We start from the raw sequence: 25802 nt of genomic DNA, 5'->3' as shown, positions 1-25802 counted from the left end.
CAGGTCCGGTCGGGGGTGAAACATCGCGGTGCCCCCGCGCCGTCATAGGGCGGATCAGGGCGAGGGGAGACGGAACGTGGGCACTGCTGGACGGCGGGCCGCCATGGAGGAGGAGTTCGTCGTGTTCGCGACGGCCCGGTCCGGGCAGCTCTACCGCTCGGCGTACTTCCTCACCGGCGGGGACTCCCACCTGTCGGAGGACCTGGTGCAGGACACGCTGGGGCAGATGTACGCGCACTGGCACCGGCTGCACCGGCCGAGCTGGGCCGGCCGGATCGACAACCCGGCCGGGTACGCGCAGACCGTGCTGGTCCGGGCGTACCTGACGCACCAGCGGCGGCGCAGCAGCAGCGAGCGGCCCAGCCAGGCCCTGCCGGAGGTCGCCGAGGACGGGCCGGACTCGGCGCTGCGCCTGGCCCTGGTCGAGGCGCTGGCCCAACTGCCGCCCCGGGACCGGGCGGTGGTGGTGCTCAGGTACTGGGAGGACCGCAGCGTGGAGGAGACCGCGGCGATCGTGAAGGACAGTTCGGCGGCGGTGCGGACCAGGTGCTCGCGGGCGCTGGCCAAACTGCGGGGGCTGCTGGGCGGGGACCTGGCGGAACTGGTGGCGCGATGAACCCGGGACGCGACGGACGGAGTGGTGCGGTGGACGGCGGGGCGAGCGGCACGGCGCGCGGCGCGGGCGGCGACCGGGACGGGGAAGGGGCGTTCGAAGTGCAGTTGGGGGCGGCCTTCGGGCTGACGGGCGGCGGGCCGGGCCCGGAGGTGACGGCCCGGCTGGTCGACGGCGGGCTGGCGGCCGGCCGGCGGCGCCGGCGGGCCCGGCGGCGGCGCACCGTGCTGCTGGCGGGGGTGCTGACCGCGGCGGTCGCGGTCGGGGCGGGGGTGCTGACGGTGCCGCGGGGCGTGCCCGGGGAGAAGACCTCCGTGGTGGACCTGGCGCACTCCGGCCCGGACCCGGCGCCGCCGCCGCTGGCCGGCGGGGTGACCGTCCTGCTGGTCGGCCTGGACACCGCGGTCGACGCCGGGGGCGGGCCGGCCCCGGACGCGCTGCGGCGCGACGGACTGCACGGCTCGTCCCGCTCCCCCGGCTCCACCGACACCGTGATGCTGGTGCACGTCCCGGCGGGCGGCGGCGAGGTCCGGCAGCTGTCGCTGCCCCGGGACGTCTACGTCACCGGGGCCTCCGGCGAGGAGGTGCCGCTCGACCAGGTCTACCCGGACGCCGCGCGCGCCGCGACGGAGCGGCAGCGCGACGCCGGGCTGTCCGAGCAGGAGCTGTGGGCGCGCGGCCAGGGCGCCGGGCGGCAGGCCCTGCTCCGGGCGGTGGAGCAGCTGACCTCGGTGCGGGTGGACCACTACGCGGAACTCTCGCTGGTCGGCTTCTACCACGCCGCCGAGGCCCTCGGCGGGGTGCCGGTCTGCCTGAACCACCCGGTGGACGACGCGTGGAGCGGGGCCCGGCTCCCGGCCGGGCGGCAGGAGCTGGACCCGGCCCAGGCGCTCGCCTTCGTCCGCCAGCGGCGCGGCGTCGGCACCGGCACCGACATCGAGCGCACCCGGCGCGCCCAGGCGTTCCTGGCCGGGGTGGTGGAGAAGCTGCGCGGCGGCGGCGTGCTGGCCGAGTCGGGCGAGCTCACCGCGCTGTACCGGGCCCTGCAACAGGACCTGGTGGTCGACACGGGGTGGAGCCCGGTGGACTTCGTCCGCCAGGTGCCGGCGCTGGCCGCCGGGAAGGGCACCCTGCGCACCCTGCCGGTGGTCTTCGACGGCTACCGGCTCCGGGGGGTGCCGGGGGCGGCCCGGAAGCTGCTGGAGGACGACCCGGCGACGCCCGCGCCCGCGCCGTCGGGGCCGGGGGCGGGGCCGGAGTCGGAGTCGGCGGACCAGGGGGCGGCGGCGGTTGCGGACGCGGACGCCGGTGCGGGGGCGGCGGCGAAGGGGTCGGCGGGGGTGGAGGCGTCGCCGGACCCGTCCGCGCAGGTCTCCGGACTGTTGCCGGAGCCGGTCGAGCTGGGCGGGGTGCCCTGCGTGGACTGACGGCCGGGCGCGCGGGCCAGCGGTCGGCGGGCGGTCAGTCGAGCGCCGTCCAGCCCCAGGGGCGGGGGCCGTGCTCGCCGAACAGGCAGGCCAGCCGGTGGCGGGCTTCGGCGCGGTGGCGGGGGTCGGCGTCGGCCTGCTGCCAGGCGTAGCAGGTGAGCCGGAGTTCGCGGATGTCGCGGAGCACCGGGTAGCCGAGCCACTCGGTGACGTCGGCGCCGTAGGCGGCGCAGAACGCGTCGTACGTCCCGGGCGGGACGGTGCCGAAGGTGTGGCGGCCGACGGCGGTGGTGGTCAGGTCCCACTCGGCCGGGCCGAGCGCGGTGCGTTCGAAGTCCAGCAGGTGGGCGGTGGTGGCGGTGACCGCGAGGTTGCCGCTCCAGGCGTCGCCGTGCACGAGGTGCGGCGGCCGGGCGGGGAGGGCGAGTTCGCGCCAGGCGGTGCGCAACTCGGCGAGGCGGGAGCGCAGTCGGCGGCGGCTCGGCTCGTCGAGGGCGGCGGCGGCGATCCGCTCGGGGAGCCGGACGAACGGGTCGAGGGCGCCCAACCCGGCCGGTGGCGGGGGCAGTCGGTGCAGGCGGCGCAGCGCGGTGGCCAGTTCGACCGGGGTGCCGGGGCGGTGCGGCGGCAGCTCGTGCCAGAAGGTGACCGGGCGGCCGTGCACCGCCAGCGGCGCGGCCGGGTGGCCGAGCGGGCGGACGGCCGGCACCCGGTGCCGGTGCAGCCAGTCGGCGACGGCCAGTTCCTTGGCCGCGACCGCGAGTTGGCCGGGGCGGCCGATCCGGGCGACCACTCCGCCGGGCAGCCGCCACAGGGTGTTCTCGCCGGCCCGGATCAGCCGCGCGCCGGTGCTCGGGCGCCCGGCGGCGGCGCAGGCTTCGGCCAGCAGGGCGGCGGGGGTGCGGCAGTCCACGTCTCGGGCTCGTTCCGTTCGACGTCCGGGGGCCGGCCGGGGGCCGGATGCTGCGGGCCGGGGCCGCTGCCAGTGTGCGCCGCGGGCTCGGCGGGCGGGGAGGGCGTACGGGGGCGCGGGGGCCGGGGGCAGGCCCTAGCATGGCGGCCATGCCACCGGGAGAGCGCCGCGTCAGTGCCGAGATCGGCGTACCGTTCCTGAAGATCGGTACGGACGACGTGGGTTCGCTGTTCCGCCGCCGGGCCCGCAAGCCGCTGGGGCCGTTCCTGGTGCTCTCGGTGAGCAGCGGGCTGGCGCTGGACACCGCGCTGCACACCCGGCACGGCACCCGTGCGCACCTGTGGAGGGCGCACGGGCAGCCGCACCAGCTGTGGCTGCTGGGGCCGACCGACCGGGACGGGGAGTTCGAGCTGGTCTCGGCGGCCAACAACCTGCTGCTGGACGGCCGGGGCGCGCAGGACGGCGACTCGGTGCGGATGTGCGACCGGCACGGCGCGGACGCGGCCTGGCAGCGCTGGCGGGTCGTCGCGGTGGACGGCGGCCGGGCGCACCGGATCGAGAACGCGGGCACCGGGATGGTGCTGGACTGCCCGTACGAGGCGGTCTCCCCCGCCCCGGCGACGCTCTGGGCGCCGCACGGCGGCTCCAACCAGACCTGGGTGCTGGCCGCGCCGTTCACCGTGGCCGCGACGGGCTGACCGGCGGCCGGGCCGCGGCGTCCCCGGCCCGCCGGTGGAAGGGCAGTTGACGACCCTTCGCCGGGGTGGTCCGGACCCTCGCCATTGGTCCAGACCTATTGACGCCCCCTGCCCCCGCTCCTACGATCCGGCTGGGCACAACCCCCACATGTCCCCACCTCACCCACAGCCGCGCATCGCGCCCCCACAGCGCTGGTCATGCCCATGACCAGGTGTGCGGCGGGAAGGGATCACCATGTTCCGTCGAAGGTCGTACTCGCCCGTGGAGCGCGCCGCCCAGGCGCCCCGGGTCAGCCACGCCCGAACCGGTCCGAGCGTCCTGAAGCGGTCGCTGGCCGGCGTCAGCGCCGCCGCCGTGATCGGCACCGGCCTCGCCGTGGCCGGCTCGGTCACCGCGTCCGCCGACGTCGCCAACCTAGTCGCCAACCCCGGCTTCGAGAGCGGGCTCGCCAACTGGACCTGCACCGCCGGCTCCGGCGCGACGGTCGTCAGCAGCCCGGTGCACGGCGGCACCGCCGCGCTCAAGGCCACCCCCAGCGGCCAGGACAGCGCGCAGTGCTCGCAGACCATCAGCGTGCAGCCCAACGCGCAGTACACCCTGAGCGGCTTCGTCCAGGGCAGCTACGTCTACCTCGGCGCCACCGGCACCGGCGTGAACGCCTCCACCTGGGCCCCCGGCAACGCCTCCTACGGGCAGCTCAGCACCACCTTCTCCACCGGCGCCTCCACCACCTCGGTGACCGTCTTCGTGCACGGCTGGTACGGCCAACCCGCCTTCTACGCCGACGACCTGGTGCTCACCGGCCCCGGCGGCAGCGGCAGCCCGTCGCCGTCCGCCAGCGCCCCCACCTCGCAGCCGCCCACCTCCCAGCCGCCGACGTCCCAGCCGCCCACCTCGCAGCCCCCGACGTCCAAGCCCCCGACCTCGCAGCCGCCCACCTCGCAGCCGCCGACCAGCAACCCGCCCGGTGACGCCACCTGCGCCACCAAGCCGCGGCCGACCGGCAAGGTGCTCCAGGGCTACTGGGAGAACTGGGACGGCGCCTCCAACGGCGTGCACCCGGGCCTCGGTTGGACCCCGATCACCGACAGCCGGATCGCCCAGCACGGCTACAACGTCATCAACGCCGCCTTCCCGGTGATCCTCTCCGACGGCACCGTGCTCTGGCAGGACGGCATGGACACCGGCGTCAAGGTGGCCACCCCCGCCGAGATGTGCCAGGCCAAGGCGAACGGCGCGACCATCCTGATGTCGATCGGCGGCGCCACCGCGGGCATCGACCTGAGCTCCAGCACGGTGGCCGACAAGTTCGTCGCGACCATCGTGCCGATCCTGAAGAAGTACAACTTCGACGGCATCGACATCGACATCGAGACCGGCCTGTCCGGCAGCGGCAGCATCACCACCCTGTCCGCCTCGCAGTCCAACCTGATCCGGATCATCGACGGCGTCCTCGCCCAGATGCCGGCCGGCTTCGGCCTCACCATGGCCCCCGAGACCGCGTACGTCACCGGCGGCAGCGTCACCTACGGCTCGATCTGGGGCTCCTACCTGCCGATCATCAAGAAGTACGTCGACAACGGCCGGCTGTGGTGGCTGAACATGCAGTACTACAACGGCTCGATGTACGGCTGCTCCGGCGACTCCTACTCGGCCGGCACCGTCCAGGGCTTCACCGCCCAGACCACCTGCCTCAACAACGGCCTGACCATCCAGGGCACCACCGTCAAGGTCCCCTACGACAAGCAGGTCCCCGGCCTCCCCGCCCAGTCCGGCGCGGGCGGCGGCTACATGGCCCCCAACCTGGTCTCCCAGGCCTACGGCTCCTACAGCGGCCAGCTGAAGGGCCTGATGACCTGGTCCCTCAACTGGGACGGCTCGAAGGGCTGGACCTTCGGCGACAACGTCAAGTCCCTCCAGGGCCGCTGACGCCCCGACACCGACCGCCGACCGGGCTCCGGGAGCTTCCGAACGCTCCCGGGGCCCGGCCCGCTCTCCGCGGCGGCCCGTCGGCTGCGGACTCACCACGCGGCCCGTCGACCGCGTGCCTCCGGTCGACGGTGCGACCCCGGCGCGGCTGTCAGAGCAGTTTCATCCGGCCCGCCCAGGACAGGAACCCGCCCGGCCCGAACGGGTAGCGCGCCCCGGTGGCGGCCGTCGCGTCGGCGAAGGCGTTCGCCGCGTACTCGGTCACCCGGCCTTCCCGCAGAGCATCGGCGAGGACGCGGAGCGAACCCTGGACCGGCATGGCGTGCTTCCGGGCCGCACGGCGAGCGTCGGCGTCGTCGATCACCGCCGTCGCGCCGTGCACCTCGGCCCAGGCCAGGACGGTGGCTTCGCCCTGGTTGGAACGTTCGCCGGAGACCACCGCCATCCAGCGCACCAGCGCACCGAGTTCGTCGAGGCCGTCGACGTGGACCACTTCCAGCCAGCCGAGGCCCGAGACGTCCAGGTCGGCGTGGGAAAGCTCGTGGACGACGGTCGCCGTCGTCACATTACGGCGGGGGACGCCCTGCGACTCCCGGGCGAAGTCGGCCAACAGGTCGATGTGATCGGCCTTGACCGCGTGGAACAGGGGCGAAGCGTCCCAGACCAGGGTGGGCACGCCGAACGCGGTGTCCGTCATGGGGCGGGTTCCTCCAGCGCGCGCAACGGCAGGTCGTCGACCGCGATCGCCCCGTGCAGCAGTTCCACCGCGCGGGAACCGGTCACGTCGCCGCCGGCCCAGGCGTCGAGGACGGCTTTCCGCCACCGGGGCCCGGTGGTACCGACGGTCAGGTCCTCGACCGGCTCCGCCCCGTGCACAGCGAGGAGATCGCCCCGGGTCGGGGTACCGGCCCGCAGTTGGCGTGCCTGCGCGCTCGACACGAGCCCGAGCCTGGCGGCCTTGCGCACGACGACCCCCCAGGAGACTCGGTACTGGGCCGCGATCTCGATGAGGAAGCTCCGCGGCGCGGCATCCTGTGCTCGGCGCCGCCACGCCTCTTCGAGGTCCGCGTCCCGCATCAGCAACTCGTCGGCGAACCGGTCGATGAGCTCTTCGCGTTCGTCCCGGCCGGCCGCCACCGAGAGGTCAGAGTGGTACTCGTCCTGGAGCAGGTGGTGTCCGAGTTCGTGTGCCGCGGTCCAACGGCGTCTGCCGGGAGCAGCCCGGCCGCCCACGACGGCCACCCCGAAACCGTCGAGGAGCAGGGAGGCTCCGTCGCCCTCGACGTCGACGCTGAGCAGGTACAGCCCGAACTGCTCCGCGACGCGGGCGATACCGCCCAGCGGCCCGTGGGGCTTGCCGATCACCGAACGTGCCGCATCCGCGAGCGCACCCGGATCAATCGGGCCTTCCGGCCGCGCGAGAGCCGGAGGAGGGACGAGGAAGCCCGCGCCGATCAACCACTGGGCATCCCGTGCGTGTGCCTCGAGGAGGGCGTCGAAGCGGAATCTGGTGCGGCTCGCGCCGTCCGCGTCCTCGTCCAGACCGTGCCGCCGCGAGACCAGCGGGGCCGGCGGACGGGTGACGAAGTGCGCGGCGGGAACACCCAGCTCTTCGGCCAGCCGGAACAGCTCCACGGCGGAGATCTTGCGTTCACCGGACTCGATGCGCACGAGCATGGTTCGGTCCAGGCCGAGCCGCGCGGCCAGCTCACCCTGGCTCACTCCTGCGGCCCGCCGGGCCTCCGCGACCCGCTCGCCGATCTCGTTCCAGCTCCCGATCGTCTCCATGTGTGCGATTTTCGCACACCGCGGACGCGGGCGCGTGGTTCTTCCCATCGACGCGTGGGCACCCCCCAGAGGCGGACGGTGCCGAGGTCGCCCTCCGGGGCCGCCGCGTCCGGCACCCGCGTACCGTCACCCGCTGAACGGGCCTTCCGCGGGGTGTGGAGAGTGAACGCGGCAGGGCCCCGGGAGCGTCGGGTGCTTCCGGGGCCCTGGGGTTCGGGGTAGGGGTCAGGCGCGGGCGCGGTGGGCGGCGATGAGCTGGGCGTAGCGTTCGCCGCTGGCCTTGAGGATGCGGACCTGGGTGTCGTAGTCGACGTGGATCAGGCCGAAGCGCTTGTCGTAGCCGTAGGCCCACTCGAAGTTGTCGAGCAGGGACCAGGCGAAGTAGCCGGCCAGCGGGGCGCCCTTGGCGACGGCGCGGGCGCAGGCGGCGAGGTGGGACTCCAGGTAGGCGGTGCGCTCGGGGTCGTCGACCCGGCCGTCGGCGGTGACGGTGTCGCGGTAGGCGGAGCCGTTCTCGGTCACGTAGATCTCGCGGACGCCGTAGTCCTCGGTGAGGCGCAGCAGGAGCTCCTCGATGCCGGGGGCGTGCACCTCCCAGTCCATCGCGGTGCGCTCGGGGTTGGGGCCGGGGACCTGGCGGAAGCCCGGGACGGGGCCGGTGGGGTCGTCCTCGACGATCTGGCGGAAGTAGTAGTTGAGGCCGACCCAGTCGAGCGGGGCCGAGATCAGGTCGAGGTCGCCGTCCCGGACGGGGAGTTCGACGCCGTACAGGTCGAGCATGTCCTGCGGGTAGCCGCGGCCGAGGATCGGGTCGAGCCACCAGCGGTTGATGTGGCCGTCGGCGCGCCGGGCGGCGGCGAGGTCGGCGTCGGACTGCGTGGCGGGCTCGATGGTGGAGAGGTTGTTGACGATGCCGATCCGGGCGCCGGGGACGGCGGCGCGCAGCGCCTGGACGGCGAGGCCGTGGCCGAGGTGCAGGTGGTAGGAGGTGCGGACGGCGGCGGTGAGGTCGGTGACGCCGGGGGCCATCTTGCCCTCGAGGTGGCCGATCCAGGAGGAGCAGAGCGGCTCGTTGAGGGTGCACCAGTCGCGGACCCGGTCGCCGAGGCGCTCGGCGACCACCGCGGTGTACTCGGCGAAGCGCTCGGCGGTGGAGCGCTCGGGCCAGCCGCCGCGGTCCTGCTGGGCCTGCGGGAGGTCCCAGTGGTAGAGGGTCGGGAACGGGGTGAGGCCGCGCTCCAGCATGCCGTCGACCAGGCGGTCGTAGAAGTCCAGGCCGGCCGCGTTGACCCGGCCGTCGGCCTGCGGGACGACCCGGGGCCAGGCGATGGAGAAGCGGTAGGCGTCCAGGCCGAGCCCCTTGGCCAGGTCGAGGTCCTGGGGCCAGCGGTGGTAGTGGTCGCAGGCCGTGTCGCCGGTGTCGCCGTTGTCGACCTTGCCGGGGGTGTGCGAGAAGGTGTCCCAGATCGACGGCGCGCGGCCGTCGGTGCTCGCGGCGCCCTCGATCTGGTAGGCGGCGGTGGCGGCGCCCCAGCGGAAGTTGGCCGGCAGCGCGTCGAGGTGGTTCACGGGGTGGTCCTTTCGAGGGTGAGGGGGCGGCGGTCCGGGCGGTGCGTCACGCGTCGGCACCCTGTCGGTGCGTCAGTTGTCGGCACCCTGACGGTGCCTCACTTGACGGCACCGGCGGTCAGACCGGCCACCAGGTAGCGCTGCAGCAGCAGGAATCCGGCGACCACGGGGAGGCTGACGACCAGCGAGGCGGCCATCACCTGGTTCCAGTAGACGTCGGTCTGCGTGGCGTACCCCTGGAGCCCGACGGCCAGCGTGCGGGTCTGGTCGTTGGTCATGACGGAGGCGAACAGCACCTCGCCCCAGGCGGTCATGAAGGCGTACACGGCGACCGCGATGATGCCGGGCAGGGCGGCCGGGACGATGATCTGGACGAGGGTGCGGATCGGGCCGCAGCCGTCGACCGCGGCGGCCTCGTCGAGGTCGCGCGGGATGGAGTCCAGGTACCCGGCCAGCATCCAGATCGAGAACGGCAGCGAGAAGGTCAGGTAGGTGAGGATCAGGCCGCCGCGGCTGCCGTACAGCGCGATGCCGGTGGTGTTGCCGATGTTGACGAAGATCAGGAACAGCGGCAGCAGGAACAGGATGCCGGGGAACATCTGGGTGGACAGCACGGTGATCGTGAAGATCTTCTTGCCGCGGAACCGGTAGCGGCTCACCGCGTAGCCGGCCAGCAGCGCGATCAGCACGGACAGGCCGGTGGCCGAGCCCGCGACGATCAGCGAGTTGGTGAAGTACTTCGCGAGCGGGACGGTCTTCCAGATGTCGATGTACGGCCGGAAGGTCAGGTGGCTGGGCATCCAGCGCCACGGGCCCTGGACGTCCTGGAGCGGCTTGAGCGAGGAGCTCAGCATCACCGCGACCGGGGTCAGGGTGAAGACGGCCAGCACCAGCAGCACGATCCGGCGCAGCCAGCGGAAGGAGGCGGGCGGGTTGATCATTCTGCGTCCCCCCGACGGCGGTTGGTGGCGAACAGGTAGACCGCGGTCACCAGCAGCAGGAACAGCAGCAGCAGGACGGACATCGCCGAGCCCTGGCCGAAGTTCCAGGTGATGAAGGAGGACTGGTAGATGTGGATCGAGATCAGGTCCGCGGCCTGCGGGGCGGACTTGCCGAACAGCACGAACGGCGTGTTGAAGTCGTTGAAGGTCCACAGGAACAGCACCAGCACCAGCACCAGGTTGACCGGGCGCAGCGAGGGCAGGGTGATCCGGCGGATCTGCTGCCACACGCCGGCGCCGTCCAGCGCGGCGGCCTCGTACAGCTCGCGCGGGATGTTCTGCAGGCCCGCGGTGAGGGTGAGGAAGGCGAACGGCCAGGACTTCCAGACCGAGACGGTCAGCAGCGCCCAGAAGCTGTTGTCGCCGATCAGCCAGAACGGCTTGTCGCTGGTCAGGTGGAGCTGGTCGTGCAGCACGTGGTTGATCAGGCCGGTGTCCCGCTGGAACATGAACGACCAGGTGATCACGGCCGCGAACACCGGCAGCGCGTACGGCAGCATGAACGCCGCGCGCAGCAGCCCGCGGCCGCGGAAGGCGTCCTGGGTGAAGACCGAGGCGGTGACGCCGATCAGCCAGGACAGGCCGACCGACAGCACGGTGAAGGCGCAGGTCACCCAGAACGAGTGCAGCAGCGCCTTGCCGACCGGGGCGTCGAACTCCAGCGCGACCTTGAAGTTGTCGAAGCCGGACCAGGGCGCCGAGCCCCAGTCGCGGATGAAGAACTGGGTGAGCTGCTTGAACGCCATCACGATGCCGGTGACCATCGGCACCAGGTGGATCAGCAGTTCGGCCAGCAGGGCCGGGAGCAGCAGCAGGTAGGGCAGTGCGCTGCGCCCGAACTTCGCGCGGGTGCGCCGGGGGGCGGGGGCCGCCCCCTTCGGGGCGGCCTCCTGTCCGGCGGTCTGGCGGTCGATCACTTTCCCGGGCACGTCAGCTGGCCGGCATCTGCTGCTGGGCCTTGGACAGCTCGTCCTTGACCGTGGCCTCGGTGATCGGCTTGCCCGCGGCGGCGGACGCCAGCAGGTTCTTCACGGCGGTGCCGATCAGGGTCTCGAACTGGCTCTCGGTGGGGACCTGCGGGAGCGGCGCGGCGCTCTTCTGCAGGACGCCCGCGAGGGTCTGGAGCTCCGGGGTGGAGAACGCGGCGTCGGACTGCGCGGCCTTCACCGGCGGCAGCGAGCCGTAGGTGCCGTTGAGGGTCTTCTGCTCCTCGTCGCTGGTCATGAACTTCACGAAGTTCAGGGCGCCGTCGAGGTTCTTGGTGTTCTTGAAGACCGCCAGGTTGATGCCGGCCACCATCGAGGTGGTGGCCTTGTCGCCGGTGGCGCCGGCCGGGGCCGGGACGGGGACGACGCCGTAGTCGTCCGGGTTCATGCCGTGCGACTTGAGGTTGGCGCCCGCGGACTGCCACATCAGCATCGCGGCCTTGCCGGTGGCGAAGTCGGTCACCGACTGGTTGGCGGCGTACTCGGCGTTGCCGGGGGCGGCGATCTTGTCGTTGGCGATGAAGTCGACGTACTGCTTGACCGCGGCGACGGCCTCCGGGCTGTCGAAGGTCGGCTTGCCCGAGGCGTCGTAGAAGCCGGTGCCGTGCTGCATGCCCAGGGTGAAGGCGTGGTGGACGTTCTCCGAGACGTTGCCGCCCTCGATCGCCAGGCCGTACTTGTCGCCCGAGGTCAGCTTCTTGCCGTCCGCGACCAGCTCCTCCCAGGTGGCGGGCGGGTTGGCGATCCCGGCCGCCTGGAACAGCTTCTTGTTGTAGTACAGGCCGTAGGCCATCGAGTACAGCGGGACGGCCGCCGGGTCCTTGCCCTTGGCGCCGGCCGAGGCGATGGTCGACTCCAGGAAGCGGTCCTTGCCGCCGATCTTGTCGAAGGCGGCCTGGTCGAACGGGAGCAGTGCGCCGGTCGCCTGGAGGGAGGCGGACCAGGTGTTGCCGATGTTCAGCACGTCCGGGCCCTGGCCGGACGCGGTGGCGGCCAGGATTCTGTTCAGCAGGTCGGACCAGGGGATGACTTCGAGGTTGACCTTGATGCCGGTCTGCGCCTCGAACTTCTTCAGCTCGGGCTCCAGCACCTGCTTGTCGTTCTCCAGGCTGCTGCCCTGGTTGGAGGCCCAGTACGTGAGCGTCTTGGGGCTGGAGTTGCCGCCGCTGCCGCTGTCGCCGCCGCCGCAGGCGGAGGCGGTCAGGACGATCGCGGCGGTCAGGGCGAGGGCGGCGGAGATCCGGTGGGTGCGCATGGGAGGAGCCCCTCTCGGGCTGTCGTCTCGTGGGGGTGAAGAGGCAGTCAGAACTGCTTACTTCACGCCGAGATTTAACGTCTGAGAAAAGTAGACGTCAAGAGGCGCGACGGCGTAGATTCTGCAACGAAGAAGGGAAGCCGATGACACCGCGAGGCAAGCAGACCGTTCGCGACCTGCGCCGGAGCAGCCGTTCCACGCTACTGCGACACCTGTACTTCAACGGTCCGCTGAGCCGCCAGGAGCTGGGCACCGCGACCGGACTGAGTGCCGGATCGGTCAGCAACGTAACGGGCGAGTTGCTTGCCGACGGCCTGATCGAGGAGTGCGGATCGGTCGAGTCCGACGGCGGCCGCCCGCGCATCCTGCTCCGGGTCACCCCCGGCCAGGCCCACCTGGTCGGCATCGACATCGGCGAGACCCAGGTCCGGGTCACCCTCTTCGACCTCGCGCTCACCGAACTCGCCTCGGCCGACCAGCCGTTGCTCGCCGCGCACGACCCCGAGCGGGTGGTCCGGATGATCGCCGGCGGCCTCGACCAGGCGCTCGCCGCGGCCGGCGTCGCCGCCGAGAACGTGCTCGGCATCGGGATAGGGGTGCCCGGCATCGTCGAGCAGGGCACCGGCGCCGACCCCGGCGCGGGCATCGTCGTGCACGGCCAGACCTTCGGCTGGGACGCCGTCCCGTTCGGCCGGATGCTGCGCGAGCACACCCCGCTGCCGCTGTACGTCGACAACGGCGCCAAGACGCTCGGCCAGGCCGAGATGTGGTTCGGCGCCGGGCGCGGCAGCCGGCACGCGGTGGTCGCCCTGTTCGGCTCCGGCGTCGGCGCCTGCGTGATCGCCGACGGCGTCCGCTTCCGCGGCGCGACCAGCTCGGCCGGCGAGTGGGGCCACACCAAGGTGCACGTCGGCGGCCGCCCCTGCCGGTGCGGCTCCCGCGGCTGCCTGGAGGCGTACGTCGGCGCCGAGGCGCTGGTCGAGCGCTGGGACGGCACGGTGCCCGACACCAGCGAGAAGGCCGGCCTGGCGGCCCTGCTGCGGGCCGCCGAGGACGGGCAGCCGAGCGCCGTCGCCCTGCTCGACGAGGCCGCCGAGCTGTTCGGCGCGTCCATCGCCGACCTGGTCAACCTGTTCAACCCCGAGCGGATCGTCATCGGCGGCTGGGCCGGCCTGCTGCTCGGCCCCCGGCTGCTCCCCGCGATCGGCGAGGCCGCGACCCGCTACGCCCTGTCCTTCCCCCGCTCCCGCACCACCATCACCCTCTCCGACCTCGGTCCGGACGCGGTGACGCTCGGCGCGGCGACGCTGCCGCTGACGCACTTCCTGGACAGCGGCGGCGAACTGCCCGACCACCTCGCGGCGGTCGCCGCCGTCTGACCGGCGCCCGTCCCACACATCCCACGCGTCCCGTCCCGCCCGCGCCGCCCCGCTCACGGGCCGGCGCGGGCGGGACGCTTTGTGCCACGGCATAAAGAGACCACCCGGAAGTCGTTCGGGTACTTAGCGGCGGGGACGAAGATGGGACCATGTATCTGGTTCACGCGAGGTTGCGAATGCCGGCCGGCGGTGGAGTTCCCCCGGGCTTGGCGGAAATAGTCCAGTCCCACGCCCGCGAGGCGGACGCCCTGGAGCACGTGAGCGTCCACCAGGACGGGACGGGCGAGGTCACCGTGGGCGTGTTCAGCCTGTCGGCCGGGCTGGCCGAGGCGGAGGAGCGGGCCGCCGCCCTGCTGGGGCGCGCCGTCGGCGAGGAGCCCGAGCTGGCCGGTGTGGACGTGCTGGCCGTGGGCGCGGCCCTGGTTCCGGGCCCCTGGTGGGACTTCGACTGAGGTCGGCCTGGACGGCTTAGGTCAGTGCATGTTCCGTCCAGCCGGAGTCTGTTCCCTCCCGCTGCCGGCGGGAGCAGAGTGGAGGTGTCGGGGGGAGCGAGAGCCCCGGCCAGGAAACCCGGGAGGGAATCCCGGGAAATCCCCACCACTTTTCGAGGAGAATTCCGTGCTGGTCACCCGTGTCTCCAAGTTCGCCGCTTCCGTGATGGTCGCCGTCGCCGCCCTGACCGTTTCGGCGGGCGCCGTGGAATTCTCCGGAAACGTCGCGGACGGCGCCGGGACCGTCCAGGTCGGCTCGACCCCGACCGCCACCGCCACCCCGCACCCGAACGCCTCCCCGCAGGGCGACGTCACCTGGGGCGGCTGAGCCGACCGGCCGCACGGCACCCGCCGACGGGCCGGCGAGGCCCGTCCGCACCGCACCGCACCGCACCGACTGACCGCAGGTCGGCACAACAGCACAGCGCGACCGCACCGCACGAGCAGCGAGCGGCGAGCGGCGAATAGACGGACCAATCGGATTCACGGGGGTGAAGGACGATGGAATTCCTGGTGCTGGGCGCCCTGGAGGCCCGCCAGAGCGGTGTCCCCGTGGACGTCCGGGGCATGCGGCAGCAGAGACTCCTGGCACTGCTGCTGCTGAACGTCGGCCGGGTGGTGCCGATGGACTTCCTGGTGGACGAGCTCTGGGAGGACCCGCCGACCTCGGCCCGCCCCCAGGTGCACAACGCCATCCGGGACCTGAGACGGGTGCTGGCCGCCGGCGAGCACCGGCTGGTGACGGCCGACGTCGGCTACCGGCTGGCCGCCCCGGAGGACGCGGTGGACGCCAACCGCTTCGCCCGCAAGGTCCGGGAGGCCCGGGCCGCCGAGCGGGACGGGCGGTTCGCCGAGGCGATCCGGCTGCTCCAGTCCGCGGTCGACCTGTGGCGCGGCGAGGCCTTCGCCGGAATCCACTGCCCGGCGGTGACCAGCGCCGCGGTGAAACTGAACGAACAGCGGATCGCCGCCGTCGAGGACCTGATGGCACTGCGCCTGAAGGTCGGCGAAACCTCTTCGCTGGTAGGCGAGTTGACCGCGCTGCTGGCCGAGTACCCGCTGCGCGACTCGCTGCGGCGGAGCCTGATGACGGCCCTGTGCCGCAGCGGCCGGCAGGCCGACGCGCTGGCCGTGTACGACGAGGGGCGGCGCTTCCTGGCCGACGAACTCGGCCTGGAGCCCAGCCCCGGGCTGCGCGCCCTGCACGCCGAGATCCTGGCCGACGGCCCCGGGGTGCACGGCGCCGCCGCCGCGCCGGCCGAACCGCCCGCGCCGCGGACCGCCCGGGGGCAGGAGCCGCCCGGCAGCCCCAACTGCCTCCCGCACGACCTGGCGGACTTCACCGGCCGGGCCGCCGAGTCGGCCCTGCTGCTGGAGGCGGTCGGCCGGCGGGCCCCCGGCGCCCCGCTGATGCTGGCCGTCGACGGCATGGGCGGGGTCGGCAAGACCACCCTGGCGGTGCGGCTCGCCCACCAGCTGACCGGGCAGTTCCCGGACGGCCAGTTCTTCGCCGCGCTGGACGGCTTCGACGAGACCCGGCCGCCGGTGCCGCCGATCCGGGCACTGGCCGCGCTGCTGCGGGCGGACGGCCTGCGACCCGAGGAGGTCCCGGCCTCGCTGGAGGAGCGCAGCGCGCTGTGGCGGGCCCGGCTGGCCGGCCGGCGCTGCCTGCTGGTGCTGGACGACGCCGCGGACAGCGCCCAGGTGCGCCCGCTGCTGCCGGGCGCCGGGGAGACCCTGGTGCTGGTGACCGGGCGGCGCAAGCTCAGCGCCCTGGACGGCGCGGTGGCGCTGCCGCTGGACGTGCTGCCGCCGTCCGACGCGGTCGAGCTGCTGGCCCGGGTGGCCGGCCGGGCCCGGGTGGCCCGGGAGCCCGCCCGGGCCGCCGAGGCCGTCGCGCTGTGCGGGTACCTGCCGCTGGCGGTGCGGATCGCCGCGACCCGGCTGCGCGACCGTCCGGCCTGGACGGTCGCGGACCTAGTGGAGCGGCTGGCCGACCCGGCCCGGCGGGCCCGCTGCCTGCGCACCGCGGACCGGGACCTGATGGCGCTGCTGCGCGCCTCCTACCAGTACCTGGACCGGGCGCAGCAGCGCTTCTCCCGGCTGATGAGCCGGCAGGGCGCGGAGAGCTTCGACGTGCAGCGGGCGGCGGCGCTGACCGGGGTGAGCCCGGACGAGGCCGAGTGCTTCCTGGACGTCCTGTTCGAGCACAACCTGGTCCGGCAGGAGGCGTCGGCGCTGTTCTCCTTCCACAGCCTGATCCGGGACTGCTCCTCGGCCCTGCCCGAGCCGCCGGCCGAGCCCGTTCCCGGGGCCGTCCCGGAGGCCGTCCCCGGAGCGCCCGAGGTCACCGAGCTGGTCGGCCGCCTGCTGCTGACCGCCGCGGTGTGAGCCCCCGGCGCCGGGCCGCCGGTCCGGCGGTCCCGCGTCCGCTGTCCGGTCACCTCTCCGGAACATGACGGTCAGTGCGTGGTTGCCCCGTATCAGTAAGCTCTGAGCCCGAGCAAACGTTACTGGCGCTGATCGAAACGGGGATCGATTCATGCTGGACGCACTGGGACTCGACACCGAGGCCGAATCCATCTACCGCCGGATGCTGGCCGAACCGCAGTCCGGGGTCGCCGCCCTGGCCGGGTCGCTGGGCATCACCGAGGAGAGAGTGCGCGCGGGGCTCGACCGACTGAGCGAACTGGCCCTGGTGCAGCCCTCCGCCCGGGAGGGCATCGGGTTCCGGGCGGTCGGCCCGGAGACCGCGATGGAGGTGCTGCTGGCCCGCCAGCAGGCCGAACTCGCCGCCCAGCAGCTGCGGGTGGAAGCCTCCCGGGCCGCCGCCGCGCAGCTGATCGCGGAGTGCTCGGCGTTCCGGCCGACCGCGACCGACGCCGCCTCGGAGCAGTTGAGCGGCCCGGAGGCGATCCGCGAGCGGCTGGCCGAACTGGCCGGCTCGGTGCGCCAGGAGGTGGCCACCTTCGCCCCCGGCGGCGCGCACACCGAGGAGGACCTGCGGGCCAGTCGGCAGCCGAACGCGGCGCTGCTGGAGCGCGGCGTCCAGATGCGCACGGTCTACCTGGACAGCGTCCGCAACCACCGGCCCACCCTGGACCACGTGACCTGGCTGAACCTGCAGGGCGGCCAGGTCCGGACGGTGCCCGAACTCCCGATCCGCATGATCATCTTCGACCGGCGGCAGGCCGTGCTGCCGATCGACACCGAGGACGCCCGGGCCGGCGCGGTGGTGCTGCGCGGCGCCGGCACGGTGGCCGCGCTGTGCGCCCTGTTCGAGGGCGTCTGGGACAGCGCGATCCCGGTCGGCGACGTGCCGAAGCTCGACGCGCACGAGATGCCGCCGCAGGAACTCGCGGTGCTCAAGATGCTCGCCCAGGGCCACACCGACGAGGCGATCGCCAAGCGGATGGGCGTCTCGCCGCGCACCGCCCGCCGGTTCGCCGCCAACCTGATGGAACGGCTGGACGCCCGCAGCCGCTTCGAGGCCGGGGTGCACGCCGTCCAGGACGGCTGGCTCCCCGCCACGCGCTGACCGCGGGCGTCTCGCCGACGGGCCGTCAGGCCGTCTGCGCCGCAGGTTCTGCCGGTGCCGCCGGTGCCGCCTGCGCCGCAGGTGCGGCCTGCGCCCGCTTCTCCCGCAGGTCCGCGAGGAGCAGCGCCAGCGCGGGCAGCAGCGTCACCCCGTACACCCCCAGCAGCCAGCCGAAGGAGTGCGCGAACACGGCGGGCACCATGCCGTGGTGCTCCTTCGCGGAGTCGGTCAGCACCACCGTGACCACCGCGATGGCCAGCGCGCCGCCGATCCGCTGGGTCAGGTTGAGCTGCGAGGAGGCGTCCGGGATGGACTCCTGACGGATCGACTGGAACGCCCGGGTCATCGTCGGCACGATGGTCAGGCCGGTGCCCAGGCCGCGCACCACCAGGCTCGCGCAGATCAGCGGGTACGGGGTGGTGCCGGTCAGGCCGGTCATCGGCAGCGTCGCCAGCATGGTCAGGCCGATGCCGATCAGCACCGTCGCGCCGCCGCCGATCTTGCGCAGCAGCACCCGGGACAGCCAGGCCGCGGACACCACGCCCAGGCCGCCGGTCGACATCAGCAGGCCGGTGGCCACCGCGGACTCGCCGCGGGCGTCCTCGAAGTACAGCGGGATGAGCATCATCGGCGAGTACAGCACGAAGCCCAGGCAGAAGATGTTCACCACCGCGGTCGCGTACACCGGGATGCGGAACAGCCGCAGGTCCAGCAGCGGGGCCTTCGCCCGCAGTTCGCGCAGCACGAAGACCACCGCGCCCAGCACCGCCAGGCCGACCGGCACCAGCAGCGCCGCGCTCGCCCGGGCGCCCTGCTCGGCGTACTCGTGGATCGCCAGCACCGTGGAGACCGTCGCCGTCGCCGAGGAGACCAGGCCCAGCACGTCCAGCGGCCGGGCGCTCCCGGCCGGCGGCGCGTCCTTGCGGACCCAGCGCAGCGCCGCCGCCAGCAGCACCGCGCAGAACGGGACGTTCACCACGTACACCGCCGACCAGCCGCCCCAGCCCACCAGCAGACCGCCGATGGTCGGGCCCAGCAGCGGACCGATCAGCATCACCGAACCGTTCAGCGCCTGCACCCGGCCCAGGTGCTCGCGCGGCACCCCGCGGGTCAGCAGGATCGTCGACACCGGCGTCAGCACGCCCGCCGCCGCGCCCGAGAGGCCGCGCGCCGCGATCAGCTGGTCCAGCGACTGCGCGGCGGCGCAGCCCAGCGAACCCAGCGCGAACAGCGTCACCGCGGCGGCGAACACCCGCTTCGTCCCGAACCGGGTGGCCAGCCAGCCGGTGGCCGGCATCACGGCCGCCAGCGCCAGCAGGTAGGCCGTCACCACCCACTGCACCTGGTTGATGCCGCCGAACCGGGCCGTGGTCTCCTGCATCGAGACGTTGACGATGGTGGTGTCCAGCAGCGCGATGAAGCCGCCGGCCACCGCGATCACCATGGTGAGCAGCGCGGCCTTCGACGGCGCCTCGGCGGGCGGCGGCGCCTGGCCGGCGGGGGGCGCGGCCTGCTCGACGGGGGTGGGCTCCTCCTCGGCCGCGACGGCGGTGGGGGCGGGCTTCGGCGCGTCCTTCGGGGCGTGCTTCGACTCGGTGGCCTTCGGGGCGGCGGCCTTCGCGGCCGGGGACGGGGCGGGGGACTCGGGCTTGGCGCCGGTCGCCTTGGTGGCGGTGGTGGCGGTGGCGGTCGTCTTGGTGACGGTGACGGTGGTGGCGGCGGGCTTGCGGGCCGGGGCCGGCTTGCGGCGGGCCTTGCCCTTGGCCGCGTTCACCGTGGTGCGGGCGGGTGTGGTGGGCATCTTCGCGGGTCCTTCATCAGCGGGGAGGAGGAGTGTGGGCCGGACCGGGTCAGTCGACCGTGAGCAGGGCGCGCTCGACCTCGTCCAGCACGGCTTCGGCGGCCGGGCGGGCGTCCGGGCGGTTGCGGCAGGACAGGGTGAGCTCGGTGCGGTCGTCGATCTGGCAGGTGCTCAGGAACATCTCGGCGTACGGGACGAGCATCGGCAGGGTGTAGTACTCGGTCGGGCGGAAGTGCGCGGTGCGGTACAGGCCGGTGTCGATCCGGCCGTGGTCGGTGAGGATCGCGGTGCACGGGAAGCGGGTGCCGTCCAGCTCCTGGGCCTCGCGCAGCGAGTTGGCGAACGGGTTGTTGCGGAGGAAGTCCCGTTCCAGGGAGGCGACTTCGCGCTTGCGGAGCATGGCGGCGAGCAGTTGGCTGTGCAGCCGGTTCCAGCGGTCCTCGCGGTGCAGGTCGAGCACCAGCTGGGAGGTCAGGTTGGCGGTGGAGCGCACCTCGCGGTCGTGCCGGCGCAGGTCCACCGGGATGATCAGCCGGCCGGTGTCGGCGGTCAGCAGCCGGGAGACGGCGGCGCCGATCCGGGCGGTCACCGCGGTCGGGGTCGCCGCGATCGAGCGGCGCAGCCACAGCGCGGTGCCGTCGGCCGCGCCCCGGCCGAGGATCGCCGGGAAGCCCTCCACCCGGGCCGGGACGGGCGCCGCCGGGACGGGGGCCGCGGCGGCCCGGAAGTGCGTGTCGTCGACGGTGGAGTCGGCGCCGAGGAGCTGCTCGCCGCGCAGGGCCCGGAACAGGTCCTCGATCCAGTGCCGCAGCCCGCGGCCGTCGGTGACGATGTGGCTGGCCCGCACCACCAGCCGGGTCACCGGCCCGTTCGCCAGGCCGAGTTCGCAGACCGGGCCGGTGACGACGTCCAGGTCGCGGTGGAAGAACGGGTGCTCGAACCCGGCCCCGGCGGGCAGTTCGGTGACCGGCGGCAGGGCGTCGTCGTCGGCCCGCCAGTTCGGGCCCTTCCGGCGCACCGCGAGACCGGGGTTGACGGCGGTGGACTTCCGTACCGCGTCGGCGAGTTCGGCCGGGTCGATCCGCCCGCTGCCCTCGATCACCATCTGGATCAGCTGCGGGGTGCCGGTGGCGTTGGCGTTCAGGTAGCCGCGCTCGATCTGCGAGATCCGCCGGGTGTAGACGCGCCCCGGGGCGGCGGTGGGAGTGGCGGTGGGGGTCATGCGACGGGCTCCAGTTTCGGGGTGGCGGTGCGGACGGGGCGGGCGGCGGGTTCCGGCTGCCACCACCAGCGGACCTGCGCGGGGGCGTCGGTGGCCAGGGCCAGTTGCAGACCGTCGCCGAGGTCGGTGGAGCGAACCAGGTGGCCGACGTTGGTGGGGCGCCAACCCGGCCGCCAGTCCGGGAGCCGGACGCCCGCGAAGGTCTCCTTGCGGAGGTGCGACGCCTTGATCAACGCCTCGCACTCGGCGAAGTCCCGCATGGTGGCGGGCTCGCCGTCCGGGCGGCCGAGCAGCGCGCCCAGCCACTGCATGGCGAACGGCCGGTCCCGGTGGTCCTGGAGGTCCACCCCGACGGTCTGCCCGGCGACCAGCGCCACCGTCGAGTACGCGGCGCAGTGCGCGACCGAGGCGGTCAGGCCCAACTCCGGTACGCTCCACCGCCGGTGCTCATCGCGAGCCAGCTCGCGCGGCGAGATCCGGACTCCGTACAGGTGGGCCACCGCCTCGGCGATCAGCCACCGCCCGGCGTCGTTCAGCCGGTGGCCCATCCGGTCCCGGGGCAGCCGCGGATGGTGGGTGACGAGACAGTCGACCACCCCCCGCTCCGTGCCGGACACCACCCGGCCGGCCACGGTGGCCGGGACCGGCACGGCCCACCCGCCGTCGACCCCCGGGCGGCGCCCGGCCCCCCGGACCGCCGACCGGACCGCTGCGCCAGCGGCGGAGACGGGGACGGCAGAGACGGGGACAGAGAGGGGGGCGGAGATGGAGAGGGCAGCGGCGGTGGCCGGGACCGGCACGGCCCACCCGCCGTCGACCCCCGGGCGGCACCCGGTCCCCCGGTCCGCCGACCGGACCGCCACGCCAGCGGCGGAGACGGGGGCGGAGACGGAGAGGGGGGCGGAGATGGAGAGGGCGGCGACGGTGGCCGGGACCGGCACGGCCCACCCGCCGTCGACCCCCGGGCGGTACCCGGCCCCCCGGACCGCCGACCGGACTGCCACGCCAGCGGCGGAGAGGGTGGTGGCAGAGGCGGCGGCGATCCCGTCCTCCACCGCCGGCGGTGCGGACCCGGTGGCGGGGAGGGCCGGAGCCGTCCGTCCCGTCCCCACCAGCCGGGCCGTCAACCGCCGCACGGCGAAGACCATCCCGGCCACCCACCGCCCGGCCCCGCCGGACCGGACCGCTCCCCACCAGCGACCGGAGCGGGTTCACGCTCCGCCGCACCGGCAGCGGACTCGGTCTCGGCCACCATGACGCGACCGGCACCGAAGCCGAGCCATGCCCGGCCCGGAGCCGCCAACGCGCCTCCCGAAGAGGCCAGTTGAACCCTCAGCGGGGCCGCCGCAGGCTCGGAGCCGACCGCCGGACGGCCACCACCCGACCCCGCCACGGCACCGCCGACACCACCCACCGCCAACGCGCCTCCCGAAGAGGCCAGTTGAACCCCCAGCGGAGCCGCCGCAGGCTCGGTACCGACCGCCGGACGGTAACCACTCGACCCCGCCGCAGCACGGCCGACGCCACTCGCCGCCGTACGTACCGAAGAGGCCAGTTGAGCCCCCAGCGGGGCCGCCGCAGGCTCGGAGCCGACCGCCGGACGCCCACCTCCCGACCCCGCCACGGCACGGCCGACACCATCCACCGCCAACCACTCTCCCGCCGGAGCGAGTTGCTCCGTCGACCGCTCCCCCGCCCCGCCGTGCTCCGCCCCCGCCGGGAGGCGGGTGGCGGCGTGCAGGGCCGGGCCCAGGTGGAGGGACCAGCTGGCGGTGAGGGCGGTGGGGGGTCGGGGTGTCCGCAGGGGGGTCATCAGGGCCTCGCGTCGATGACCGCGGCGGCGTAGGAGCCGCCGTAGGCGAAGCTGGAGAGCAGGAGGCGTCCGGCGGGGGCGTCGCCCGCGAGGGCGGCGACCAGGCCGAGGGCGCCGGCGGAGCCGTAGGTCTCGCCGAGTTGGGCCTTGGGGGTGCGGGTGGGGCGTTCGGCGAGGCCGGCCAGGGCGAGGGCGCGGCGCTGGGCGAGGTCGACCAGGCGGTAGCCGGAGGCGGCGGAGACCACGGTGTCGATCTGTTCGGGGGTGGAGTCGGCCTCGGCGAGGGCGGCGCGCAGGGCGCGGGCCCAGGCTTCGCCGTCGCGGCCGATCCGGCCGATGCCGACGGACTCGCCGGAGGCTCCGAAGCCGCGGACGTCCGCCAGGACGCTCGCGCCGCGGGCGGCGGCGGAGGCTTCGGATTCGAGCAGGATCGCGGCGGCGCCCTCGGAGAGGACGGTGCCGGTGCCGCCGTCGGGGACGACGTGCGCGGTCTTCGCGTATCCGGGCAGCCGGGCCTGGGTGGCCAGGGCCTGGGCGGGGAACTCGTCGGCGACCACGACCATGATCCGGTCGGCCATGCCGCGGGCGATGACCCGGGCGGCGAGTTGGAGGGCGAGGACGGAGGAGGTGCCGCCGTTGGCGATGGTGGCGGTGTAGCCGCGGTAGCGGTGCAGCATCGCGACGTGGCCGGCGGCGGCGTTGACGACGGTGTTGGCGAACATCGCCGGGTTGGCGCCGGTGATGCCCTGTTCCAGCACGCCCTGGTGGAAGTTGAGGACGGAGGTGACCGGGCCGTAGCCGGTGGCGAAGACGATGCCGGTGCCCTCGGCCTCGGCCCGGGAGGGCTTGCCGTGGCGCTCGTACAGGTCGCCGACGGCGCCGGCGGCGAGCACGCCGAGCGGGTCCATCCGGCGGGCCTTGCTGGGGTTGAGGCGCTTGGTGACGGCCTTGACGTCGATCCGGCCGATCGGGCGCTCGCCGATCCCGGCGACCTGCTCCAGGGTGTCGAAGCCGGTCCGGCCCTCGGCGAGGGCGGCGGTCAGTTCGGCGGTGGAGCCGGCCGAGCCGGCCAGTCCGGCGACGCCGGTGACCACGACGTGGTGCACGGGCTGGGTGTGTCGGGCCGAACGGGCGGGCCGTCCGGGCTTGTTGAGGACGACGGTGGCGTTGTTGCCGCCGAACGCGAAGGAGTTGGAGGCGACCACCTCCAGCGGCGCGGGCCGCCCGTTGTCGGGGACGATGTCCAGGCCGAACGGGGAGGCGGTGCCGCGGGTGTTGACGGTCGGCGGGATGACGCCCCGGTCGATGGCCAGGGTGGAGACGATCGCCTCGACCGCGCCGGCCGCGCCCAGGGTGTGGCCGAGCATCGACTTGGTGGAGCTGGCGGGCGGCAGTTCGGCGCCGAACAGCAGCTTCACGGCCTTGGGCTCGGAGACGTCGTTGGCGGGGGTGCCGGTGCCGTGCAGGTTGACGTAGTCGACGTCCTGCGGCTCCAGCCCGGCGGTGCGCAGGGCCTGGGCCATCGCGGCGGCGGCGCCCTTGCCGCTCGGGTCGGGGGCGGTCTGGTGGTAGCCGTCGCAGGAGAGGCCGTAGCCGCCGAGTTCGGCGAGCGGGGTGGCGCCGCGGGCGGCGGCCCGTTCGGCGGACTCCAGGACCATGAAGCCCGCGCCCTCGCCGAGGGTGAGCCCGGTGGAGGCGGACATCGGCGCGCACGGCTCGGGGTCGAGCGCGCCGAGGGCGGAGAAGCCGTACGCGGAGAGTTCGGCCAGCGGGTCGACGCCGCCGCAGATGACGTGGTCGACCTCGCCCTTCCAGAGCAGTTCGGCCGCGTAGCCGAGGGCCACGGCGCTGGCCGCGCAGGCGTTGGAGAGCACGATCCGCGGGCCGCGCAGGTCGAACTCGGCGGCGATGTAGTCGCCCACGCAGGGGAGTTGGGAGGCGGCGGCGGCCGGGGCGTCCAGCTCGCCGTCCTTGACCAGGCCGCGGTGGACGTTCTCCAGGGTCGGCATCGCGCCGAGGCTGGAGCCGACCACCACGGCGACCCGGTCGCGGTCCACGGTGTCCAGGTCGAGGCCGGAGGTGCGCAGTGCCTCGCGGATCGCGGCGCCGGCCAGTGCGTAGCAGCGGTCGAGGTCGGCGGGCTGCTCGGCGGTGACCATGCCGGCCCAGTCGGTGAGCAGCTCGGTGGTGTCGAACAGGGTGTTGGTCTTGATGCCGGAGACGCCCTGGGAGATCGCGGCCCAGCTCTTCTCGGCGTCGTCGCCGGCGCCGGTGATCAGGCCGACCCCGGTGAGGGCGATCCGCTCGGTGGTGGTGGTGTGGTCGGTCATCAGTGGATCCGGGTGGTGAGGGAGCGGGCGATGACGCGGGGCTGGGTGACGGTGCGCAGCGGGGTGCCGTCGGCGTCGTCGGCGGTCAGCTCCAGGCCGGGGACCCAGAACGGGGCGTCCAGCAGGGCGACGACCAGTTCCTCCTCGGCGTTGGCGGACGGGGCCTGCCAGACGACGGTGCCGATCCGCTGCCCGCCGGCGGTGACGGGGGTGCCGGCCGGGACGACGGCGCCGGCCGGGGCGGCCAGGGCGGTGGTCTTGGCGGTCTCGGAGGTGGGCTTGACCAGTTCCTCGGAGCCCTGGAACTCGCCGATCCGGTTCCAGTCGACCATCCAGGCGAGGTCCGCCTCGTGCACCGGCAGTCCGCCGAAGCCGGCCGCGTAGACGGCCATCCCGGCCTCGGCCTGGACCCGGGCCAGGCCCTGCGGGCCGACCTCGGCGCCGTTCTCGGCGGTGACCGCCTCGACGACGGCGGCGTGGGCGGCCTCGGGGGCGTTGGAGAGCAGCAGGTAGCCGTACTCGCCGGTGGTGCCGACCCGGGCGAGGTGGGCCAGCGCGGCGGGCTCGCCGGGGACGGCGGACTCGGTGACGCCGTGCAGGGTCAGGCCGGAGATGTCGAACTCGACGAACGTGGCGGCCGCGGCCCAGGCGTGCGGGCCCTCGAAGGCGCTGGCGCCCCAGCCCTCGGGGGCGACCTCGACGGTGACGTCGGACGGGGCGTCGACGGCGTCCAGGTAGGCGGTGAGCTGCTCGGCGGTGACGGGGGTGCGGGGCAGCAGCCAGGAGTCGTCGCCGATCTCGAAGTGCAGCAGGACGGCGAACGGCGAGCCGTCGGTGTGCAGGGCCAGGGCCTCGCGGACGCTGTCCGGCTCGACGTACTCGCTGGACTTGGCCAGGAACAGGTCGAGGAACTCGTAGCGGTCGCCGCCGGAGACCCGGACCAGCGGGGCGGTGATCCGGTAGGCGCCGATGGCGGTGCGGACGGTGGTGTAGTCGTCCTGCGCGGTGCGGGCGGGGGCGGTGGTCATGGTTCTTCGGTGTCCTTTCG

The 25802-nt window shown here is 74.0% G+C and carries 21 protein-coding genes; 9 read left to right on the top strand and 12 right to left on the bottom strand.

Annotation, left to right across the window (positions count from 1 at the left end):
* The first annotated feature begins 103 nt into the window (after positions 1-103).
* Together QMQ26_RS19605 and QMQ26_RS19600 are read left to right on the top strand one after the other, a co-directional pair.
* Positions 104-616: a SigE family RNA polymerase sigma factor gene (locus QMQ26_RS19605; protein ID WP_100836909.1), complete on the top strand. Its 513-nt coding sequence runs from the start codon at positions 104-106 to the stop codon at positions 614-616.
* Positions 613-2040 carry an LCP family protein gene (locus tag QMQ26_RS19600; protein ID WP_282202165.1) on the top strand — a complete coding sequence of 476 codons (1428 nt, stop codon included), beginning with the start codon at positions 613-615 and terminating at the stop codon, positions 2038-2040. The genes QMQ26_RS19605 and QMQ26_RS19600 overlap by 4 nt, the downstream gene beginning before the upstream one ends.
* A gap of 34 nt (positions 2041-2074) precedes the next feature.
* Here the strand turns inward: QMQ26_RS19600 and QMQ26_RS19595 are convergent, their stop codons facing one another.
* On the bottom strand, positions 2075-2953 hold the full coding sequence (locus QMQ26_RS19595; protein ID WP_282202164.1) for a phosphotransferase family protein: 879 nt from the start codon (positions 2951-2953) through the stop codon (positions 2075-2077).
* Between the two features lie 149 nt (positions 2954-3102).
* On the opposite strand from QMQ26_RS19595, the gene QMQ26_RS19590 reads away from it, so the two are divergent.
* Together QMQ26_RS19590 and QMQ26_RS38725 are read left to right on the top strand one after the other, a co-directional pair.
* Positions 3103-3651, top strand: a complete 549-nt coding sequence (locus QMQ26_RS19590; protein WP_159073099.1) for an RICIN domain-containing protein — start codon at positions 3103-3105, stop codon at positions 3649-3651.
* A 235-nt stretch (positions 3652-3886) separates the two neighbouring features.
* Positions 3887-5581 (top strand): carbohydrate binding domain-containing protein, encoded by a 1695-nt coding sequence (locus QMQ26_RS38725; RefSeq protein WP_282202163.1) that lies wholly within the window; start codon positions 3887-3889, stop codon positions 5579-5581.
* Between the two features lie 151 nt (positions 5582-5732).
* Here the strand turns inward: QMQ26_RS38725 and QMQ26_RS19580 are convergent, their stop codons facing one another.
* The 6 genes from QMQ26_RS19580 to QMQ26_RS19555 form a co-directional block, all read right to left on the bottom strand.
* A complete protein-coding gene (locus QMQ26_RS19580; protein ID WP_282202162.1) occupies positions 5733-6278 on the bottom strand; it encodes a hypothetical protein in 546 nt (181 codons plus the stop codon).
* Positions 6275-7369 carry a helix-turn-helix domain-containing protein gene (locus QMQ26_RS19575; protein ID WP_282202161.1) on the bottom strand — a complete coding sequence of 365 codons (1095 nt, stop codon included), beginning with the start codon at positions 7367-7369 and terminating at the stop codon, positions 6275-6277. The genes QMQ26_RS19580 and QMQ26_RS19575 overlap by 4 nt, the downstream gene beginning before the upstream one ends.
* 225 nt (positions 7370-7594) lie before the next feature.
* Entirely contained in the window at positions 7595-8938 is a 1344-nt protein-coding gene (locus QMQ26_RS19570) for a GH1 family beta-glucosidase (protein WP_282202160.1), read from the bottom strand.
* 98 nt (positions 8939-9036) lie between these two features.
* Complete coding sequence (locus tag QMQ26_RS19565) at positions 9037-9879, bottom strand: carbohydrate ABC transporter permease (RefSeq protein WP_100836916.1); 843 nt, start codon at positions 9877-9879, stop codon at positions 9037-9039.
* Positions 9876-10856: a carbohydrate ABC transporter permease gene (locus QMQ26_RS19560; protein WP_282202159.1), complete on the bottom strand. Its 981-nt coding sequence runs from the start codon at positions 10854-10856 to the stop codon at positions 9876-9878. The genes QMQ26_RS19565 and QMQ26_RS19560 overlap by 4 nt, the downstream gene beginning before the upstream one ends.
* Before the next feature lie 13 nt (positions 10857-10869).
* Positions 10870-12180 (bottom strand): ABC transporter substrate-binding protein, encoded by a 1311-nt coding sequence (locus QMQ26_RS19555; protein WP_100836918.1) that lies wholly within the window; start codon positions 12178-12180, stop codon positions 10870-10872.
* Positions 12181-12323: 143 nt separating this feature from the next.
* On the opposite strand from QMQ26_RS19555, the gene QMQ26_RS19550 reads away from it, so the two are divergent.
* The 5 genes from QMQ26_RS19550 (at position 12324) to QMQ26_RS19530 (ending at position 17588) form a co-directional block, all read left to right on the top strand.
* On the top strand, positions 12324-13559 hold the full coding sequence (locus QMQ26_RS19550; RefSeq protein WP_282202158.1) for an ROK family transcriptional regulator: 1236 nt from the start codon (positions 12324-12326) through the stop codon (positions 13557-13559).
* Positions 13560-13765: 206 nt separating this feature from the next.
* Positions 13766-14011, top strand: a complete 246-nt coding sequence (locus QMQ26_RS19545) for a hypothetical protein (protein ID WP_100836920.1) — start codon at positions 13766-13768, stop codon at positions 14009-14011.
* 166 nt (positions 14012-14177) lie between these two features.
* Entirely contained in the window at positions 14178-14378 is a 201-nt protein-coding gene (locus QMQ26_RS19540; RefSeq protein ID WP_282202157.1) for a hypothetical protein, read from the top strand.
* A gap of 173 nt (positions 14379-14551) precedes the next feature.
* Positions 14552-16441 carry an AfsR/SARP family transcriptional regulator gene (locus QMQ26_RS19535; protein ID WP_282202156.1) on the top strand — a complete coding sequence of 630 codons (1890 nt, stop codon included), beginning with the start codon at positions 14552-14554 and terminating at the stop codon, positions 16439-16441.
* Between the two features lie 151 nt (positions 16442-16592).
* Entirely contained in the window at positions 16593-17588 is a 996-nt protein-coding gene (locus tag QMQ26_RS19530; RefSeq protein ID WP_100836923.1) for a helix-turn-helix domain-containing protein, read from the top strand.
* 25 nt (positions 17589-17613) lie between these two features.
* On the opposite strand, the gene QMQ26_RS19525 is transcribed toward QMQ26_RS19530, so the two are convergent.
* The 5 genes from QMQ26_RS19525 to QMQ26_RS19505 form a co-directional block, all read right to left on the bottom strand.
* Positions 17614-19389 carry a DHA2 family efflux MFS transporter permease subunit gene (locus QMQ26_RS19525; protein WP_282202155.1) on the bottom strand — a complete coding sequence of 592 codons (1776 nt, stop codon included), beginning with the start codon at positions 19387-19389 and terminating at the stop codon, positions 17614-17616.
* 49 nt (positions 19390-19438) lie between these two features.
* Positions 19439-20611 carry a hypothetical protein gene (locus QMQ26_RS19520; RefSeq protein WP_282202154.1) on the bottom strand — a complete coding sequence of 391 codons (1173 nt, stop codon included), beginning with the start codon at positions 20609-20611 and terminating at the stop codon, positions 19439-19441.
* Complete coding sequence (locus QMQ26_RS19515) at positions 20608-21207, bottom strand: 4'-phosphopantetheinyl transferase family protein (protein ID WP_282202153.1); 600 nt, start codon at positions 21205-21207, stop codon at positions 20608-20610. The genes QMQ26_RS19520 and QMQ26_RS19515 overlap by 4 nt, the downstream gene beginning before the upstream one ends.
* A 1216-nt stretch (positions 21208-22423) precedes the next feature.
* Positions 22424-24754, bottom strand: coding sequence for a beta-ketoacyl-[acyl-carrier-protein] synthase family protein (locus QMQ26_RS19510; RefSeq protein WP_282202152.1), 2331 nt, complete (start codon positions 24752-24754; stop codon positions 22424-22426).
* Positions 24754-25782: an aminomethyl transferase family protein gene (locus QMQ26_RS19505; RefSeq protein ID WP_282202151.1), complete on the bottom strand. Its 1029-nt coding sequence runs from the start codon at positions 25780-25782 to the stop codon at positions 24754-24756. Before QMQ26_RS19505 ends, QMQ26_RS19510 begins: the two co-directional genes overlap by 1 nt.
* Between the last annotated feature and the right edge of the window lie 20 nt (positions 25783-25802).

It is taken from the genome of Kitasatospora fiedleri, from assembly GCF_948472415.1.
Taxonomy (GTDB): Bacteria; Actinomycetota; Actinomycetes; order Streptomycetales; family Streptomycetaceae; genus Kitasatospora; species Kitasatospora fiedleri.
The sequence above is the reverse complement of the archived record's forward strand: the minus strand, read 5'-3'. Positions and strand labels throughout refer to the sequence as shown.